The organism is Glutamicibacter creatinolyticus, assembly GCF_006094275.1.
GTDB classification, from domain to species: Bacteria; Actinomycetota; Actinomycetes; order Actinomycetales; family Micrococcaceae; genus Glutamicibacter; species Glutamicibacter creatinolyticus.
Map to the genome: position 1 here is coordinate 3,171,971 of NZ_CP034412.1, position 16,590 is coordinate 3,188,560.

Consider the following 16,590-nt stretch of genomic DNA (forward strand, 5'->3'; position numbering starts at 1 on the left):
GCCACATTCCGCGCTCGGCATCCTTCGGAGCAACGTCTCTACGGGAGGAAAACAATGACCACCACCGCCACCACCAGCCGGCTGCCCCGCACCCCGTTTGCCGGGCAGGCCGACACCGCCGAACTCTCCCACTGGTCGGCCGTGGCACGCCAGGTGGCCGACACGTTGGCCAGGGACGCACTGGCCCGCGACCGCGCCAACCAGCAGCCGGTCCAGGAAGTCCAGCTGCTGCGCAGCGCAGGGCTGCTGAACCTGCTGGTGCCCGCCCAGTACGGGGGCTCCGGAGCCCACTTTGAAACGGCCTTCGCGGTGGTGCGCATCCTGGCCACCGCCGACGGCTCGATCGCCCAGCTGTTGGCCTACCACTACTTCAACCAGACCGGGATCGCGTTCTACGCCCCGCCCGAGAAGCAGGCCGACTGGTGGCGGCGCACCGTGGAGGGCGGCTGGCTGTGGGGCGACTCGGTGAACCCGGTGGACCCCTCATTGACCCTGCGCGCCGACGGGCAGGGCGGCTACCTGCTGAACGGAACCAAACGGTTCTCCACCGGCTCCGGGGTCGGGGAGGTCATCATCGTCAACGCGGTGGTCGAGGACGGCCCGCTGGCCTCAAAGGCGCTGGCCTTCGTGCTGGAAACCACCCGGCAGGGCCTGGAACTCGTCGACGACTGGGACCATCTGGGCCAGCGGCTGAGCGCCTCGAACACCGTGCACTACAAGAATGTGCGTGTCACCGCGCAGGACATCCTCGGTGAGGTGACCGAGGAACCGGTCGCCACCCTGCTCATCCCCGGCCTGCAGCTGGCCTTCGCGCACTTCTACGTGGGCATTGCCCAGGGGGCACTGGCCCAGGGGCGGCGCATCCTGCTGGAGCGGCAGAACGCCTGGTTCCTCTCCGGGGTGCAGACCTACTCACGGGACGTGGTGTTCCAGCGCATCATCGGCGAACTGAAGGCCCGCACCGCGGCGGCCGAGGCGCTCACCGAGAAGCTCGCACGCCGCTATGACGCCCTGATTGCGCTCGCCGGGGAGGTCAGTGCCGATGAGCGGGCCGAACTTGCCGTGGCGATCGCCGAGGTGAAGGTGGTGTCCACCGAGGTGGGCCTGGAAACCGCCCACCGCATCTACGAGGTGACCGGTTCCTCCTCCACGAAGAAGGATGTGGGCCTGGATCTGTACTGGCGCAATGTGCGCACCCACACGCTGCACGACCCGGTGGACTACAAGAAGATCGAGGTCGGCCAGTACTTCCTGCACGGTGAACCGCAGCCGATTTCGCTGTACACCTAGGCGGCGTGGCCGCCAGCGCCCGCCCCGCCTACCTTGCACAGCAGCTTCCCCCCGACAGACCCAAAGGAAAACACCATGACCACAATGGCAACCACCCACAGCACCGCTTCAGTTGACGCTCCGGGTGCCGCGCGCCAAAATGCCAACCGCCTGCAGCGCCTGCGCGCCCGCTTCGCGCCAATCTTCGAGTCCATTGCCGCCGGGGCGGTCGAACGCGACCGCACCGGCCAGCTGCCCTTCGCCGAGATCAGGCAACTGGCCGACGCCGGGTTCGGGGCGGTGCGCGTGCCCGAGAGCCACGGCGGCGCCGGAGCGGACCTGGGCGAGCTGTTCGAACTGCTCACCGACCTGGCGGCCGCCGATTCCAACATCGCCCAGGCGCTGCGCGCCCACTTCGCGTTCGTCGAGGACCGGCTGGTGGCCGCCCCCGGGCCGGGGCGTGACCAATGGCTGCGCCGCTTTGCCGGGGGTGAGCTGGTGGGCAACTGCTGGACGGAGGTTGGCGCAGTGACGGTCGGGGACGTGATCACCAAGGTCACCCCGGACGGCCACGGGGGTTTTCGCATCAACGGCACCAAGTACTATTCGACCGGTTCGATCTTCGCGGACTGGCTGGACACCTACGCCGAGCGCACCGACACGGGCCAACGGGTCATCGCCGCGGTGCGGGCGGACCAGGCGGAGATCACCCTGGCCGATGACTGGGACGGCTTTGGCCAGCGCACCACCGGCACCGGGACCTCCACCTTCACCGACGCGGTGGTCCACGAGGAGGACCTGATCGACTTCGACACCAGGTTCCGCTACCAGACGGCCTTCTACCAGCAGGTGCTGCTGGTGGTGCTGGCCGGCAGCGCCCGCGCGGCCGAACGCGACTTTGCCGCCGAACTGAAGCAGCGCAAACGCACCTTCAGTCATGCGGCCGCGAACCTTGCCAGCCAGGATCCGCAGCTGCTGCAGGTGATCGGTGAGGTTTCCTCCGCCGCCTATGTGGCCACCGCCGCGGTGCAGCGGGTCTCCCGGGCCCTGCAGGAGGCCCATGACACGGCGGTGGGGCTGCACGCCGGCACGGTTACCCAGGCCGAGGACCTGGCGGCCAATGACGCCGCCGAGCTGGCCTCCGCGCAGGCGCAGGTGACCCTCACGCCCCTGACGCTGAACGCGATCACCCACGCCTTTGACGCGCTGGCGGCCTCGGCGACCAGTGTTTCGAAGAACCTTGACCGGCACTGGCGCAATGCGCGGACCGCCGGGAACCACAATCCGTGGGTGTTCAAGGCCCGGCTGATTGGAGACTTGGCGGTCAACGGAACGCAGCTGCCGCGGGTCTGGGCGATTGGCGCCTCGAAGTAGACCGCGCAGGCTTTGGCCAGGGGGTTCCCGCCCGGTCAGCCCGCACCTGTTCTCTTGCGGTGTGATGCGGCGTACAGTGAATTGACAGGGCTCAAGCGATTCGAGTGATCGAGGAGATGATCAGTCATGAGCGCCTACGCTATGCCTGTCAGATACAGGATGCCGTTCAATTTCGCCCAGGTCATCATCGCCGCGTTTGGTGCGGCAGTGTTGTGCGGGTTCGTGTTTTTCGTCAGCGAGGCCGCTGGCGCGTCCATGAGGTTCTCGGGCGGGCTGTTCCAGAACCTGGACTTCATCCATATCCTGCGGTTCACCGCCCCGCCGATCCTGATCCTGGGGCTGTTGACCTTCGTCATCGGCCGGGCCGCACCCCGCTTCTGCCGCATTGCGCAGTGGCTGGGCGTGGCGGTCGCGGTGGTGTCCATCATCGTCCCGATCCTCTTTGCCGAAGATGTGCTCAGCGGGATCGCGTTGGCGCTGATGCACCTGATCGTGGGTGCCTCCTGGTACCTGGCGGTGAACAACTCCAACAAGAAGTACAACGACAAGGAGGCCGCCCAGGCCCTGGTGCCGGCCACGGCCAGCCACTACGGGGCCACCCGGCGCTAACCCTAGAATACGGTCCAGGCCATGGTGCTGCGGATTGCAGCGCCATGGCCTGGGGGGGGTGCGGACCGGGCCCGAAGCCGGCGGCTACTCGGGCCGGGTGTGCGAGTGCGCGGCGGTGCCCGGCAGCGCCTCGACCTCGGTGTCGGCCAGGTCCTGCGGCTGCGCGCCCAGGTTGCCGCGGGTCAGCTTGTTCATGATCATCGCGATCGCGCCGTCACCGGTGACGTTGGTGGCGGTGCCAAAGCTGTCCAGGGCGATGTAGGCGGCGAACATCAGGCCGACCTCGACCTCGCCGAAGCCGAGCATCTGGGCCAGCAGGCCGGCGGCCGCGGCGATCGCCCCGCCCGGGACGCCCGGGGCGGCGATCATCATGACGCCGAGCATCAGGATGAAGGGCAGGTAGGCGCCGAAGGAGACGTTCCCGCCGGTCAGCAGCAGCACCGCGATGGAGAAGCAGGTGATCTTGATCATCGAACCGGACAGGTGGATGGTGGCGCACAGCGGCACCACGAACCCGGCCACGGAATCGTTCACGCCGTTCTTCTTCGTCGAATCCAGGGTCACCGGAATGGTGGCGGCCGAGGAGGAGGTGCCCAGGGCGGTGAAGTAGGCGTCGCGCATGTTCCACAGCGCCTTGAACGGGTTGCGTCCGGCGACCGAGCCGGCGATGGTGTACTGCAGGATCAGGATGACCAGGGTCAGCCCGAAGGAGACCAGGGCGACCAGCAGGAACTTGGTGATCACGGTGACCGCCGACCCGCTGGCCGACAGGTCCATGAAGATGCCGAAGATGAACAGCGGCAGCGCCGGGACGATGATGCGCCGGATGACGGACTCAATGATGGTGCGGAACTCGACCGCCCCACGGAAGAGCACCTTGGAGTGGAAGGCGGTCAGGCCCACGCCGATGACGAACGCGAGCACCAGCGCGCTCATCACGTCGATGACCGGGGGCAGGACGATCTCGGTGGCCGAGTCACCGGCGCTGGCGACCACGGTGATGAAGGGGGTGAACCCGGAACCGGACTCCTCCCCGAACTCCTCCAGCCCGCCGCCGGAAAGCGTCGGGGTGAACAGCCAGCGGCTGACGAAGTAGGCCAGCAGCCCGGCAATGACAGTCGAACCGTAGGCGATCACCGCGGTGATGCCCAGCCACATGCCGGCACCCTTGCCCAGCTCGGCGATGGCCGGCATGACCAGGCCCAGGATGATCAGCGGAACAATGAAGCCCAGGAACCCGGAGAAGATCGAGTTGTAGGTCAGAAACAGCCCACCCAGCCATTCGGGCATGATCGGTCCGGTCACCACGCCAAGGATGATGGCGATGATGATCCAGCCCAGCAGGGGGATCGATTTCAGTATCTTCATGGGGATCCTTCGGTCGTGATGATCGCGGCGCGCAGCGTTGGACTGCAGGTTGTGGTGCAGCCCACGCCCCAGTCATGTTATAGCGTCAGGGCCCCTGCTTGAAAGCCGGCAGCCCGCGCGGTGGCGGCGCCTAACACGGGCAAGGGGGGCCCGCGCGGTTGCGCGGGCCCCCCTTGCCTTGCGGTGTGGTGGTGCCGGTTACTGGCTCAGCTTCTTGCGGATGAAGCCCGAGGCCTGGTCGACCACGATGATCAGCACCAGCACGATGATGATGTGGGTGAGCATCGCATCGAACTGGAAGGACTTGATGGACTGGTTGATCAGCAGCCCGATGCCCCCGGCCCCCACCAGGCCCAAGACCAGCGAGGAGCGCACGTTCACGTCGAAGCGGTAGAGCAGCAGTCCCACGAACTGCGGGATCACCAGCGGCAGCGCGCCGTGGCTGATCTGCTGCAGCCGCGAGGCGCCGGTGGTGGACAGCGCCTGCTGCGGGCCCTGGTCGGTCTCCTCCATGGACTCGGCCCACAGCTTGCCCATCACCCCGGTGTTGTGGCAGATCAGCGCCAGCACGCCGGCGAACGGGCCCAGGCCCACGGCGGTGACGAAGATCAGGGCGAACACGATGTCGGGCACGGCGCGGAAGAAGGACAGGATGGCGCGGGAGCACTGGTAGGCCAGCGGGTGCGGGGTGGTGGTGCGGGCGGCCAGCACCGCCAGCAGCAGGGCGCTGGGGATGGACAGCGTGGTCCCGAGCAGGCCGATCCACAGCGTGACCAGCGTGGCCTTCAGGCCCGGGGCGATGACCTTCTCCCAGTCCAGGGAGGGCGGGAACGCGTCGGAGACGAAGCGGGCCATGCCCTCCCAGCCCTCCACCAGCAGCACCGGCTTGAAGCCGGTGCCGGCCAGGGCCAGCCCGTGCAGGGCCAGGATGATCAGCGCCGCCAGGGCCCACATGGCGCGCTTGCGGTGCCGGAACGGGTCCTGGGGCACTGGGCGGCTGCGCGGGGACGGGGCGTCCCCGGTGGCGGTCTTCAGGTCCACCTCGGTCATGGGTGGGCGGGTTTGCAGGCTCATGCAGCGGTCCTTTCGGGGGAGTAGAGCTGTTCCTGGACGCTGCTGGTGACCAGGTGGGTGGGTCCGTCGAAGACGATCCGCCCGCCCAGCAGGCCGATCGCCCGGTCGGCGTGGCGCACCGCCAGGTCCGGCTGGTGCAGCACCGCGGCCACCGCCAGGTTCTGCTCGTGGGCCAGTTCGGCCAGCAGCGCCATGATGTGTTCGGCGGCGTTTGGGTCCAGGGCGGAGACCGGCTCATCGGCCAGCAGCACGCTGGCGCGCTGGCACAGCGCCCGGGCCACGGCGACCCGCTGCTGCTGCCCGCCAGAAAGCCGGCCCACCTTCTCCAGGGCGCGCTCGGCCATCCCCACCCGCTCCAGGCAGTCCATCGCCTCCTGGCGCACTGCGCGGGAGAAGAACAGCGGGGAGAGGGAGGCGGCCCCGCCCAGGCGGGCCAGCGCCCCGGCGCAGACGTTGTCCAGGGCGGTGCGCCGCGGGACCAGGTGGATCTTCTGGAACACCATGGCCGCCTGGCTGCGCGCGGTGGCCAGCGCCTTGCCGTGCAGCCCGGCCAGGGACACCCCGTTCAGTTCGATCTGCCCGGCATCCGGTTCGGCCAGCCCGGCCACGCACTTCAGGGTGGTGGACTTGCCCGAACCGTTCGCGCCCAGGAACGCGACCAGTTCCCCGCGGTGCACGCTGAAGTCCACCCCGTCCAGCACGGTGCGCCCGTTGTAGGACTTGGCCAGTGCGTTCACGTTCAGTGCGGCGGTTTCGTGCCGGTCATCCCGGGCCGGTGCCGGTGTGCTGTGCTTGAGCATTACGCGTCTTCCTCGGTCAGGCCCATCTTCTGAGCCAGGTCGAACAGGGGTTGGTAGGTTTCCTTGCTGACTTCCAGCAGCGGGCCGGGCGGGGTGACGTTCAGGAACTTGCCGACCTCGGCGATGTCATCGGCCGGCAGGTTCACCAGCGCCTGCTTCACCGCGCTCTTCAGCTGCGGGTCCGCGTCCGGGCGGATGGTGATCGGGTCGTTCGGGATCGGGTCCGACTTCCACACCTGGCGGTAGTCCTGCGGGTTGAAGGTGCCCTCCTCGATGGCGGTGGCCATGGCCTGCGAATTGATCTGCGCGGCGTCCACGGTGCCGTTGGTCAGCGCCAGCAGCGCCTCCGGGTGCCCGCCGGCGTAGTTCAGGTTCAGCTCGGACTCGGGGACCCCGGCGGTCTTCAGCGCGTAGCGCGGCAGCACGTCCCCGGAGGTGGAGCCCACCCCGCCCAGGGCCAGGTCCTTGCCGCGCAGGTCCTGCACGGTCTTGATCTGCGAATCCTTGGGCACCCAGATCCCGGCGGTGTAGGAGCTCAGCTTGCCGTCCGCGGTGCCGAAGGAGACCAGCGGCTCGGCGCCGGCCTGCTGGCTGGCGAACACGAAGCCGACCGGGCCGAACTGGCCCAGGTCCAGCTTCCCGTTGCGCATGGCCAGCACCTCGGCGGAGTAGTCCTCCACCACCTGGACCTCAACCTCGCAGCCCAGTTCGCGTTCCAGCGCATCGGCCAGCACTCCGTAGGCCGGCTCCAGCTTGGCCGGATCCTCGAAGGGTTCGATGCCGAACTTGATCGGTCCGTCGGCGCAGAAGGCCGGGGCGTCGGGGTTGGCCCCGGTGTCGGCGGTGGCCGAACCGCAGGCGGTCAGGGCGAGCAGGGCGCCGGCGGTGGCCAGCAGGGTCAGTGGGCGAGTGTGCTTCATGAGCGGTGTGTCCTTTGCGGTGGGCTCCGGTTGGAGCGGGGAGGAACAGTGGATGATGGGTGGGAACGGCGCCGCAGGCGGCGGCAGCGGGGTTAGCGGGTGGCGAGCTCCCGCACGGGAAGGTGGGCGGTGTTGCGTTCGGCCAGCCCGAAGCACACGGTCATGCCCACCCCGGCGGTCACCGAGACCACCTGCACGCCCTCGCGGATCGGGGCGACCAGCAGCGGGCCGAGCTCGCTGGAGGCGTAGACGCCCTGCCAGCGTTCGACCACCTGCAGCGCCTCGGTGCCCAGCACCTGGCCGCCGGCCTCCAGCAGGGTCTGGGAGGTGGTTTCGGCCAGGAACGGGTCCTGGGTGGCGGCGTAGCTGTGCGAGTCGCCCATCAGCACGCTCCCGTCCGGGCGCTGGGTGAACATCAGGTTCGCGTCGATCTCCAGCAGCTGCGGGTGGCTGGCGCCCAGTTCCTCGCGCAGCCGCGCGGCCGAGGGGACCTCGGTGAACGCGTGGTAGCGCAGCATCGAGCTGGCGGTGAGCACCGCCGGGGTCAGCTCCAGCTGGCCCGGCGCCTTGACCCGGGCCATCTGCAGCGCGCAGCGCTGGATCCGGTGGGTTTCGGCCAGCCGGGGGAAGAGGTAGTCCACGTCGTGGCCCACGCAGATGAACACCTCATCGGCCTCGTAGGTGCCGCGGGAGGTGCGCACGGCGGCGCGGCGGGTGGTGCCGGCCTGGACCTGCAGGGCGCTGGTGTTCCAGTGCACCCGCCCGGCCGGCTGCTCGTCCACCCAGGCGGCCAGCCGGGCGACGGTGGTGCGCGGGTCCACGCGCAGGTCATCGCGCAGCCACGCCCCGCCGACCAGGCCCGAGGCGTCCCGCCGGCCGAGCTGCTGGGCCAGCTGGTCCGGGGTCAGCAGCACGATCTGACCAGGCTCGCGCACCGCGGCCAGTTCGGTGAGCACATCCAGTTCGGTCTGGGTGCGGGCCACGACCACGGCGCCGGTTTCCGCGGCCCAGAAGCCGGCCTGCTCGGCGTAGTGCAGCCACAGCTCGCGCCCGCCCTGGGCCAGGTCGTAGAGTTCACCGGACTGGGCGGTGATGCAGCAGTGGCCGAAGTTGCGCACCGAGGCCCCCACCGCACGGTGGTCGCGGTCGATGACGGTGACCGTCAGGCCCCGGTCCAGCGCCCGGGCCGCGTGGGCCAGGCCGATGATGCCGGCGCCGACGACCAGGACGTCGCTGTGGGTTCCAGTGGTGTTTTCCGCTTCAAATTCGTTGTTCACGGCATCGATCATTGCCCGTCGTCCGACCGTGGTTCAAGCCAAAATGGCACTTGTGTGGACAAGTTTCCCCACTGTTCAACTCGGTGGTTTTCACTTCACCTGATGTTCACTTCAAAGGCCCCGGAACGTTGATTTTCCGGGAAATCCCACTTGTATGATCAAGTTGTGAACCAGAAGAACAACCAACCCAAGCATGAGTGGCTGGCCGGGGAACTGCGGGAGCGGATCACCTCGGGCCAATGGAGCCAGGGCGACCGCCTGCCCAGTGAGGCGCAGCTGTGCGAACAGGCCGGAGCCTCGCGTGGCACGGTGCGTCACGCGCTGGCCGCGCTGCGCGCCGAGGGGCTGATCACCGGGGGGCAGGGCAAGCCGCCGGTCGTCGCCGGCGCCGTGGCCTCCCAGCCGTTCACCACGTTCATGTCGTTCACCGAATGGGCACGCTCCACCGGTCGCGTCCCGGGCCAGCAGACCCTGGAGCTGGCCAAGCGTCCGGCGGACGCCGAGGTCGCCGGGCAGCTGGATCTGGAGGAGGGGGCGCCGGTCATCCAGGTGCTGCGCCTGCGCCTGCTGGACCGGGTGCCGGCCATGGTCGAACGCACCAGCTTCACCCTGCCGGTCGGACGCCTGCTCTTTGACTTCGACACCGACTCCGGCTCGATCTTCGGCTACCTGCGCGAGCAGGGGATCGCCCTGGACCGCGGGCGGCACACCATCGACGCGGTGGCCGCCGATGAGCGTGATGCCCAACTGCTGCAGGTGCCGCTGGGTGCCCCGCTGCTGCGCGAGCGCCGGCTGACCACCTCCCACGCCGGCCAGCTGCTGGAGTACTCCGATGACCGCTACCTGCCGCAGCTGGCGAACTTCAGCATCGAGAACACCAGCGCGCACCGCGCCGCCCTGGTCCGCGTGCCGATCTCGGCCGCCTAGCCCCGCGCCGCCCCACACTACGAACCACAACCTAGACTCAAGAACCACGACAGATAAGAGGGATGGACATGATTGAACTGATCGTCTGCGATATGGCCGGAACCACCGTTGATGAGCACGGGGATGTCTACCGTGCCCTGGAGAACGCGGTGCGCGAAACCGGGGTGGAGGTTGCCGCCGACGACCTGCAGACCTGGATGGGCGCGGAAAAGCGTGAGGCGATCACCGAGCTGATCCGCCTGGGCGGCGGGGAACCGGAGTCCCGGGAGGTGGACAAGGCCTTTGAGCGCTTCCGTGAACTGCTGCTGGGCTACTACACCCAGAACCCGCCCACCGCGCTGCCCGGCGTGGAGCAGGCGCTGCGCGAGCTCTCCGCCCGCGGCGTGAAGGTGGCCCTGAGCACCGGGTTTTCCCGCGACGTGATGGAGGTGCTGCTGGGCGTGCTGGGCTGGAACGTCGGGGAGGGCGAACTGCTGGACGCGGCGGTGCCCGCCGACGAGGTGGCCGCCGGCCGCCCGGCGCCGTACATGATCCACCGCGCCATGGAGCAGACCGGGGTCCAGAACGTGGCCCGCGTGCTGGCTGCCGGGGACACCGTCAACGACTTGCTGGCCGCCCGCAACGCCGGGGTGCATGCGGTGGGTGTGCTGACCGGCAAGCTGCAGCGCGCCGAGCTGGAAGAGCAGCCCCATGATGCCGTGCTGGAGGGGGTCAAGGACCTGCCCAAGTACCTCGCCTCGCTGGATGCGGTCAGCGTCTAGGGAACACTTCCGACGCCGCGCCCGAGCCGGTGGGTGACCTTCACGGGAACCCGCCGGCTTTCTCGTGCCGCGTGCGGGCGGGCCGTGGTGCCGGGGGGGCGTCCCGTCCCGCCGGCCGCGCCAAAGGGACGAATCCTCGGGCGCATCCGTGCAGAAAGCACCGCGTTGTGTGGCTGAAGGCGCAAAAATGTCGCTTATTTCACGTGCTTCCCGTATTTCCTGTGGGCTTCTACTGGACGTAGAATCAGTTGTCAATCTTCAACTATCCGAGGAGGAATTCAGCCGATGGGCGCTGAAATCCAGTACAAAAGCCCCTTCAACTTCGTCCAGGTCCTGATCTTGGCCCTGGGTGCCGCCTACCTGAACGTCATCGTCTTCTTCGTCAGTGAATCCGCCGGCGGTTCCATGGCGTTCAACGGCGGCCTGGTGGACCACGTGCAGTTCGCGCAGGTTCTGGGCTTCACCCTCGCACCGATCATGATCCTGGGGCTGCTTACCTTCGCCATCGGCAGCGCCAAGCCGGGCTTCTGCCGCATCGCCCAGTGGCTTGGCGCGATCGTGGCCGTCGTCTCCATCATCAACCCGATCCTGCACGCCACCGACCCGGCCACCGGCATTGCCCTGGCCCTGATGCACCTGGTGGTGGCGGCAGCCTGGTTCGTGGCGGTCCGCCGCACGAACAACAACCAGCCGGTCCCGGCCTACGCGCTGCGGTAACCAGCTGGCCATAAACAGCGGACAGCCCCGCGGCTTCAGTTAACGTAGACCCCAGAACGCGCACAGCGAGGGGGAGACAATGAAGTTCGCGGGACTGTCCGCTTTTCCATTGGTGCCGATGGCGGGGGAACGGGTCGACATTGACGCCGTGGCCCGCCTGGTGGCCCGCGCGGCCGGCGCCGGGGTGGACTGCCTGGGCGTGCTGGGATCCACCGGCAACTACGCCTACCTTGATCCGGGGGAGCGCCGGGAGGTCCTGGCCGCCAGCATCTCCGCCGCCCAGGGGACACCGGTGCTGGCCGGGGTGGGGGCGCTGCGGACCCGGGATGTGCTGGGCCATGTGGCTGACGCGCAGGCCGCCGGCGTCCAGGGCCTGTTGCTGGCCCCGGTGTCCTACCAGAAGCTGACCGACCAGGAGGTCTTCGACCTCTACCGCACTGTCAGCCGGGCCAGTGATCTGCCCCTCATCGTCTACGACAACCCGGGCACCACCGGATTCAGCTTCAGCGATGAGCTGCACGGGCGCATCGCCGGGCTGGAACGGGTGAGCGGGGTGAAGATCCCGCCGCCGGCCGCGGATGGCGCCCGCCGACGCATCGCCGAGCTGCGCCGCGTGGTCCCGGGCGGCTACGGGGTTGGCATCAGCGGCGACTGGATGGCCGCCGAGGGACTGGGCGCCGGGTGCGACACCTGGTACTCGGTGATCGCCGGCGTACTGCCCGGCACCGCACTGCGAATCACCCGGGCCGCGCAGGCCGGAGGGCACGCCGAGGCGCTGGACCTCTCGCGCCGCCTGGAGCCGCTGTGGGATCTTTTCCGGAGCCTGGGCAGCCTGCGTGTGGTCAGCGCGCTGGCCGAGGAGCTCGGTCTGGTCTGCGCGCCGAGCCTGCCGCTGCCCCTGCAGGGCATTCCCGGCCCAGCCCGCCAGCGGCTGCGGGAGTTCCTGTCCGCTGCCCGGCTCGAGGACGATGTATAGCCACAGCGGCATATGGTGCTGGCTTGGGTAAATAGGTGGCCGGGCGAAGTTTGGGTGCCCTGATGCCGGGCACCCGTGTACTTGCGGCACCCGGTTCACTACGCTCATAGGCAAGAGACCTTCCGTGTCGCTGCCGCGGCGGGAGGGGCCGCTGGAGCCAGAGGAAGGCGCTGGAGATGAGCCGAGCACCATACCGCGCACAGGCTGCATCTGCCCTGCCCCCACGCTTCACCGGCCCCCGGGCACCATGGCCAACCATTTTCCATGACGGCAGGGCAGCGTGATGAGCGAGATCCTTCAGCTGCGCCCCGGGGACTGGCGCACCATCCCGAACCTGGTGACGCTGCTGCGCCTGCTGCTGATTCTTCCCATCTGCGGGTTCATCATCAGTGGCGGGCAACCGGTCCTCACCCTGGTGCTGGCGGCCATTTTTGGCACCACCGACTGGGTCGACGGCTTCTTGGCCCGGCGCCTGAACCAGACCAGCCGCTTCGGCCAGATCCTGGACCCCATCGCGGACCGCATCGGGGTGGTCCTGATCCTGGTGGCCCTGACCATTGCCGCTCTGCTGCCCTGGTGGATTGCGGTCCTGACATTGCTGATGGACCTTGCAGTGACGGTCAGCCTGTTTTTCGCCAAGGACCCCGGCAGCCTCTCGGTGAGCATCATCGGCAAGGTGCGCACCGCGGTGCTGATGGTGGGACTGGTCCTGGTGCTCATCGCCCGGGTGCCGCAGTGGCAGGCGCTGGCCGAACCGGCGGTGCTGTTGACCGGGCTCGGGGCCGTGCTGCATGCGCTGGCGGGGCTGGGCTACATCCACCGGCTGCTGGCCCGGGCCCCGCGAGGGGAAGCCGGCTGAGCCGCGGCGGGAACTGGCCGGTCTTCGTGGGCTGCTACGGGTCGCTTGGCGCCCGGTGTCCGTTCCGGCCGGTCCGCGGTCCCGCGTTCAACCAGCACCGCCACCACGGTGACCGCCACCGCCTGCACCGCGAGCAGGTTGATCAGCACGATCAGCTGCACCAGCCCGGCGTCCAGGGGGCTGGCTCCGCCCAGCACCAGGCCGACGAAGGCCCCGGGCAGTGTCACCGTGCCCACGGTGCGGGTCTGATCCAGCCCGGGAAACAGCGCCTCGGCAGCCACGGGACGGCCAACCAGGCTGCGGGCCTGAGCCGGAGGCAGACCCAGGGCGAGCGCCGCCTCCACTTCGCCGTGCCGCTGCTTGAGCTCCTGCCGGATGCGGCGTCCGGCCAGCGAGGTGGCGCTCATGGCCCCGCCGATCAGTTGCCCGACGACCGCCACCAGGGCCAGGGAGGAGAACGGCAGCACCCAAAGCCCAGCATGACGCCCACCACCGGCAGCACGCCCGCGGCAATGGCAATGCCCGGAGCCCACCAGGCCAAGGCGCCGATCCGCCGGGTACTGGTCAATGCGGCCACTACGAACATCAGCAGCAGGAACAGGACGGTCAGCCACCAGGACCGGGAGAGCTGGGAGATCGCCAGCGCCACCACCAGCATCTGCGCCAGGGCGCGCAGCACCGCGGTGAGGATCTGGCAGGCCGGCAGCAGCAGGAAGCGCTGGGCGAAGAGTGCGGCGATCCCCGTCACCAGCACCAGCATCACCCACATCGGCCAGCCGGTGTGCAGCAGGGTTGAGTCCTGGCTCATCGGCCGGCCTTTCGGGGTCCAAGGGGCCGCTGCGGCCCCATGCGGGGATTTAGTAGTAGACCGCCAGCGGGCCCTCCGGGCCCTCGATGACGCGTACCGGGGTGTCGAACACGGCGGAGAGCACCTCATCGCGCATGATCGCCTCGGGGGAGCCGAACTCCACGACCTGACCCTTCTTCATGGCGCAGATGTAGTCCGAGTAGTGCCCGGCGAAGTTGATGTCGTGCAAGACGATCACGATCGTGCGCCCCAGCTCCTGGGCGGCCTTGCGCAGGTGCTTCATCATCTGCACCGAGTGCTTCATGTCCAGGTTGTTCAGCGGCTCATCCAGCAGCACGTAGTCGGTGTCCTGGGCCAGCACCATGGCCACGTAGGCGCGCTGACGCTGACCGCCGGAGAGCTGGTCCAGGTAGCGGTCCTCCAGGTCGTTCAGGTTCAGGAAGTCGATCGCCTGGGAGATGATCTCCTCATCCTTGCGGGTCAGCCGCCCCTTGGAGTGTGGGAAGCGGCCAAAGCCGACCAGCTGGCGCACGGTCAGGCGGGTGACGAAGTGGTTCTCCTGGCGCAGGATCGAGACGATCTTGGCCAGGTCCTTCGAGGCGGTGGAGGCGACGTCGTAGCCGGCCACCTCGATGGTGCCCTCATCCAGGCCGAGCAGGCGCCCGACCATGGTCAGCATGGTGGACTTGCCCGCGCCGTTCGGACCCACCAGCGCGGTGATGCCCCCGGCCGGGATCTGCAGCGTCACCGGCCCGATGGCCACTTCGCTGCTGTACTGCTTGCGGACGTCTTTGAGGGTAATCACAGCCGGCCCTTTCTGAGGACGAAGATGAGGAATGCGGTGCCGCCAACCAGTTCAATGATGATGCCCACCACGCCCTGGGCGTAGAAGACGTTCTTCATGATGAAGTAGGCCCCGGCCAGGATCACGAACCCGGTCAACGCGGCCATCGGGAAGATGTAGCGGTGGTCGTAGGTGTCGGCCAGCTGGTAGGAGAGCATCGCGGCCAAGAAGCCGAAGAAGGTCAGCGGGCCCACCAGCGCGGTGGACACGGCCATCAGGATCGAGACGAAGAACAGGGTGCGCATCACCTCGCCGCGGTGGTTGATGCCCAGGTTCATGGTGGTGTCCCGGCCCAGGGCGACCACGTTCAGCCGCTTGGAGGACAGGATCAGGAACAGCGCGGAGACCGCCATCAGCGGGACCGCCACCGGGAAGTAGCTCACGTCCGCGTTGGAGATCGAGCCGAAGAGCCGGGCGGTGAGGATGTCGAACTCGCTGGGGGTGAGCATGCGCTGCATGAACGTGGACACCGAGCCCAGGCCCGCGCCGATGATGATGCCGATCAGCAGCATGATCTGGATGTTGCCGAACTTGCCCGAGAGCAGCCAGCCGTACAGCGCCACCGACAGGGCGACCATGATCGCCACCTGCAGCACGAACTGGGTCACCCCCTGCAGCGCCACGATCCCGGCCGCACCCATGAAGAACACTGAGGAGGTCTGCACCGCCACGAACAGGGATTCAAAGCCCATGATCGAGGGGGTGATGATCCGGTTGTTGGTGACCGTCTGGAAGCTGACGGTGGCCACCGCCTGGCAGATCGACACGATCACCATGGTGGTCAGCGACGTGGCGCGCAGTTCGGCGATCCGCCAGAAGCCCTCACTGCCCACCGGCATCGGGTTGTCCAGGGCCAAAAAGCCGTAGCTGAAGCCCAGGGCCGCCAGGATCAGCAGCGAGAGGATCACCCAGTAGCGGGTGCGCACCTTCTTGGAGGGCAGCGCGCCGGACTGGCGCAGCGGGGCGAAGTTTGGGGGCATGGATTGGGACATCGTCGGGTTCTCACTCATCAGACTAGCCATTTCGACGCTGCCTCAACAACAGGGCGATGAAGACCACCGCACCGACCACACCCAGGATCAGCGAGACCGGGATCTCGAAGGGCATGATGATGGTGCGCCCGATCAGGTCGCAGACGGTCACGATCGCGATGCCCAGCAGGCACACCCACGGCAGGTTGCTGCGCAAGTCATCGCCGCGGAACATGGAGACGATGTTCGGCACGATCAGCCCCAGGAACGGCAGGTTGCCCACCACCACGGTCACCACACCGGTGGCGATTGCGATCAGCCCGGTGCCGATGAGCATCACCTGGCGGTAGTTCAGCCCCACATTGGTGGCGATCTCCTCACCCAGCCCGGCCACGGTGAAGCGATCCGCGACCAGGAAGATCGCCACCGCCACCAGGGCCACGATCCACAGCACCTCGTACTGTCCGCGCAGCACGGAGGTGAAGGACCCGGCGAACCAGATCCCCAGGGACTGGAGCATGTCGGTGGTCAGCGCCAGGAACGTGGAGACCGCCCCGACCACGGCGCCGAGCATGATGCCCACGATCGGCACGGTCAGCGAGGCCTTGAGTGAAACCCGCTGCAGGAACAGGAAGAAGAGCATGGTGCCGATGAACGCGAATAATACTGCCACGCTCATCTTGGTCAGGATCCCGGCGTTCGGGGCAAGGATCATCACCGTGAGCAGGCCCAGGCCCGCCCATTCGGTGGTGCCGGTGGTGGTGGGCTCCACGAACCGGTTCTGGGTCAGCAGCTGCATCACCAGCCCGCTCATGGCCATGGCCGCGCCAGCCAGAACCAGGGCGATGGTGCGCGGGATGCGGGTGATGGCGAACATGTCCCCACCATCCTCGGCGCCGAAAATGTCGTAGACGCCGGTAAAAAGCGAAAAGCCCAGCAGGATCAGGACTCCAAGGATCCCAAGCAGCAGCTTGGGTTCGAAGAGCCTGCCCCGGGGCGGCTGTGTGGTGATGGTGCTGGTCATGGTCCTGCCGTT

The 16,590-nt window shown here is 68.1% G+C and carries 18 protein-coding genes; 8 read left to right on the forward strand and 10 right to left on the reverse strand.

The window, feature by feature from the left end:
- The first annotated feature begins 54 nt into the window (after nucleotides 1-54).
- The 3 genes from GcLGCM259_RS14510 (at nucleotide 55) to GcLGCM259_RS14520 (ending at nucleotide 3,252) form a co-directional block, all read left to right on the forward strand.
- Nucleotides 55-1,290: an acyl-CoA dehydrogenase family protein gene (locus GcLGCM259_RS14510; RefSeq protein WP_138927049.1), complete on the forward strand. Its 1,236-nt coding sequence runs from the start codon at nucleotides 55-57 to the stop codon at nucleotides 1,288-1,290.
- 84 nt (nucleotides 1,291-1,374) lie between these two features.
- The gene (locus tag GcLGCM259_RS14515) at nucleotides 1,375-2,643 is read left to right on the forward strand and encodes an acyl-CoA dehydrogenase family protein (protein ID WP_425459807.1); all 1,269 of its coding nucleotides are present in this window, start codon (nucleotides 1,375-1,377) and stop codon (nucleotides 2,641-2,643) included.
- A 126-nt stretch (nucleotides 2,644-2,769) separates the two neighbouring features.
- A complete protein-coding gene (locus tag GcLGCM259_RS14520; protein WP_175419462.1) occupies nucleotides 2,770-3,252 on the forward strand; it encodes a DUF6069 family protein in 483 nt (160 codons plus the stop codon).
- An 84-nt stretch (nucleotides 3,253-3,336) separates the two neighbouring features.
- Here the strand turns inward: GcLGCM259_RS14520 and GcLGCM259_RS14525 are convergent, their stop codons facing one another.
- The 5 genes from GcLGCM259_RS14525 to GcLGCM259_RS14545 form a co-directional block, all read right to left on the reverse strand.
- Nucleotides 3,337-4,620 (reverse strand): dicarboxylate/amino acid:cation symporter, encoded by a 1,284-nt coding sequence (locus GcLGCM259_RS14525; RefSeq protein WP_138927051.1) that lies wholly within the window; start codon nucleotides 4,618-4,620, stop codon nucleotides 3,337-3,339.
- Between the two features lie 198 nt (nucleotides 4,621-4,818).
- On the reverse strand, nucleotides 4,819-5,694 hold the full coding sequence (gene phnE, locus GcLGCM259_RS14530) for a phosphonate ABC transporter, permease protein PhnE (protein ID WP_246049652.1): 876 nt from the start codon (nucleotides 5,692-5,694) through the stop codon (nucleotides 4,819-4,821).
- A complete protein-coding gene (locus GcLGCM259_RS14535; RefSeq protein WP_138176296.1) occupies nucleotides 5,691-6,494 on the reverse strand; it encodes a phosphonate ABC transporter ATP-binding protein in 804 nt (267 codons plus the stop codon). Before GcLGCM259_RS14535 ends, phnE begins: the two co-directional genes overlap by 4 nt.
- Nucleotides 6,494-7,414 carry a phosphate/phosphite/phosphonate ABC transporter substrate-binding protein gene (locus GcLGCM259_RS14540; protein ID WP_138927052.1) on the reverse strand — a complete coding sequence of 307 codons (921 nt, stop codon included), beginning with the start codon at nucleotides 7,412-7,414 and terminating at the stop codon, nucleotides 6,494-6,496. Before GcLGCM259_RS14540 ends, GcLGCM259_RS14535 begins: the two co-directional genes overlap by 1 nt.
- A gap of 92 nt (nucleotides 7,415-7,506) precedes the next feature.
- On the reverse strand, nucleotides 7,507-8,691 hold the full coding sequence (locus GcLGCM259_RS14545; RefSeq protein WP_246049653.1) for a TIGR03364 family FAD-dependent oxidoreductase: 1,185 nt from the start codon (nucleotides 8,689-8,691) through the stop codon (nucleotides 7,507-7,509).
- A 165-nt stretch (nucleotides 8,692-8,856) separates the two neighbouring features.
- Between GcLGCM259_RS14545 and GcLGCM259_RS14550 the strand changes: the two genes are divergently transcribed.
- The 5 genes from GcLGCM259_RS14550 to GcLGCM259_RS14570 all read left to right on the forward strand — a co-directional run bounded on the left by GcLGCM259_RS14550 (nucleotide 8,857) and on the right by GcLGCM259_RS14570 (nucleotide 12,931).
- A complete protein-coding gene (locus GcLGCM259_RS14550) occupies nucleotides 8,857-9,618 on the forward strand; it encodes a GntR family transcriptional regulator (RefSeq protein WP_138927054.1) in 762 nt (253 codons plus the stop codon).
- Nucleotides 9,619-9,686: 68 nt separating this feature from the next.
- The gene (locus GcLGCM259_RS14555) at nucleotides 9,687-10,379 is read left to right on the forward strand and encodes a phosphonatase-like hydrolase (RefSeq protein WP_138927055.1); all 693 of its coding nucleotides are present in this window, start codon (nucleotides 9,687-9,689) and stop codon (nucleotides 10,377-10,379) included.
- A 285-nt stretch (nucleotides 10,380-10,664) separates the two neighbouring features.
- Nucleotides 10,665-11,096, forward strand: coding sequence for a DUF6069 family protein (locus tag GcLGCM259_RS14560; protein ID WP_138927056.1), 432 nt, complete (start codon nucleotides 10,665-10,667; stop codon nucleotides 11,094-11,096).
- Between the two features lie 79 nt (nucleotides 11,097-11,175).
- Nucleotides 11,176-12,072, forward strand: a complete 897-nt coding sequence (locus GcLGCM259_RS14565) for a dihydrodipicolinate synthase family protein (protein WP_138927057.1) — start codon at nucleotides 11,176-11,178, stop codon at nucleotides 12,070-12,072.
- A 283-nt stretch (nucleotides 12,073-12,355) separates the two neighbouring features.
- Complete coding sequence (locus GcLGCM259_RS14570) at nucleotides 12,356-12,931, forward strand: CDP-alcohol phosphatidyltransferase family protein (RefSeq protein ID WP_138927058.1); 576 nt, start codon at nucleotides 12,356-12,358, stop codon at nucleotides 12,929-12,931.
- Here GcLGCM259_RS14570 and GcLGCM259_RS15420 read toward each other — a convergent pair.
- The 5 genes from GcLGCM259_RS15420 to GcLGCM259_RS14590 are packed head-to-tail and all read right to left on the reverse strand — an operon-like array spanning nucleotide 12,883 to nucleotide 16,578.
- Complete coding sequence (locus GcLGCM259_RS15420) at nucleotides 12,883-13,398, reverse strand: ABC transporter permease (RefSeq protein WP_217496541.1); 516 nt, start codon at nucleotides 13,396-13,398, stop codon at nucleotides 12,883-12,885. The two genes, GcLGCM259_RS14570 and GcLGCM259_RS15420, sit on opposite strands and share 49 nt — an antisense overlap.
- Nucleotides 13,350-13,739, reverse strand: coding sequence for an ABC transporter permease (locus GcLGCM259_RS15425; protein ID WP_217496542.1), 390 nt, complete (start codon nucleotides 13,737-13,739; stop codon nucleotides 13,350-13,352). The genes GcLGCM259_RS15420 and GcLGCM259_RS15425 overlap by 49 nt, the downstream gene beginning before the upstream one ends.
- Before the next feature lie 49 nt (nucleotides 13,740-13,788).
- Nucleotides 13,789-14,544 (reverse strand): iron ABC transporter ATP-binding protein, encoded by a 756-nt coding sequence (locus GcLGCM259_RS14580; protein WP_054821034.1) that lies wholly within the window; start codon nucleotides 14,542-14,544, stop codon nucleotides 13,789-13,791.
- Nucleotides 14,541-15,593 (reverse strand): iron chelate uptake ABC transporter family permease subunit, encoded by a 1,053-nt coding sequence (locus GcLGCM259_RS14585; RefSeq protein WP_138927059.1) that lies wholly within the window; start codon nucleotides 15,591-15,593, stop codon nucleotides 14,541-14,543. Before GcLGCM259_RS14585 ends, GcLGCM259_RS14580 begins: the two co-directional genes overlap by 4 nt.
- Nucleotides 15,594-15,597: 4 nt before the next feature.
- Nucleotides 15,598-16,578, reverse strand: coding sequence for an ABC transporter permease (locus GcLGCM259_RS14590; protein WP_138927060.1), 981 nt, complete (start codon nucleotides 16,576-16,578; stop codon nucleotides 15,598-15,600).
- Nucleotides 16,579-16,590: the final 12 nt, after the last annotated feature.

Excerpts from the sequence above, each read along its gene's own strand:
- GcLGCM259_RS14510 (WP_138927049.1), top strand. The coding sequence starts at position 55 with ATGACCACCACCGCCACCACCAGCCGGCTGCCCCGCACCCCGTTTGCC.
- GcLGCM259_RS14515 (WP_425459807.1), top strand. The coding sequence starts at position 1,375 with ATGGCAACCACCCACAGCACCGCTTCAGTTGACGCTCCGGGTGCCGCG.
- GcLGCM259_RS14520 (WP_175419462.1), top strand. The coding sequence starts at position 2,770 with ATGAGCGCCTACGCTATGCCTGTCAGATACAGGATGCCGTTCAATTTC.
- GcLGCM259_RS14525 (WP_138927051.1), bottom strand. The coding sequence starts at position 4,620 with ATGAAGATACTGAAATCGATCCCCCTGCTGGGCTGGATCATCATCGCC.
- phnE (WP_246049652.1), bottom strand. The coding sequence starts at position 5,694 with ATGAGCCTGCAAACCCGCCCACCCATGACCGAGGTGGACCTGAAGACC.
- GcLGCM259_RS14535 (WP_138176296.1), bottom strand. The coding sequence starts at position 6,494 with ATGCTCAAGCACAGCACACCGGCACCGGCCCGGGATGACCGGCACGAA.
- GcLGCM259_RS14540 (WP_138927052.1), bottom strand. The coding sequence starts at position 7,414 with ATGAAGCACACTCGCCCACTGACCCTGCTGGCCACCGCCGGCGCCCTG.
- GcLGCM259_RS14555 (WP_138927055.1), top strand. The coding sequence starts at position 9,687 with ATGATTGAACTGATCGTCTGCGATATGGCCGGAACCACCGTTGATGAG.
- GcLGCM259_RS14560 (WP_138927056.1), top strand. The coding sequence starts at position 10,665 with ATGGGCGCTGAAATCCAGTACAAAAGCCCCTTCAACTTCGTCCAGGTC.
- GcLGCM259_RS14565 (WP_138927057.1), top strand. The coding sequence starts at position 11,176 with ATGAAGTTCGCGGGACTGTCCGCTTTTCCATTGGTGCCGATGGCGGGG.
- GcLGCM259_RS14570 (WP_138927058.1), top strand. The coding sequence starts at position 12,356 with ATGAGCGAGATCCTTCAGCTGCGCCCCGGGGACTGGCGCACCATCCCG.
- GcLGCM259_RS15425 (WP_217496542.1), bottom strand. The coding sequence starts at position 13,739 with ATGAGCCAGGACTCAACCCTGCTGCACACCGGCTGGCCGATGTGGGTG.
- GcLGCM259_RS14585 (WP_138927059.1), bottom strand. The coding sequence starts at position 15,593 with ATGAGTGAGAACCCGACGATGTCCCAATCCATGCCCCCAAACTTCGCC.
- GcLGCM259_RS14590 (WP_138927060.1), bottom strand. The coding sequence starts at position 16,578 with ATGACCAGCACCATCACCACACAGCCGCCCCGGGGCAGGCTCTTCGAA.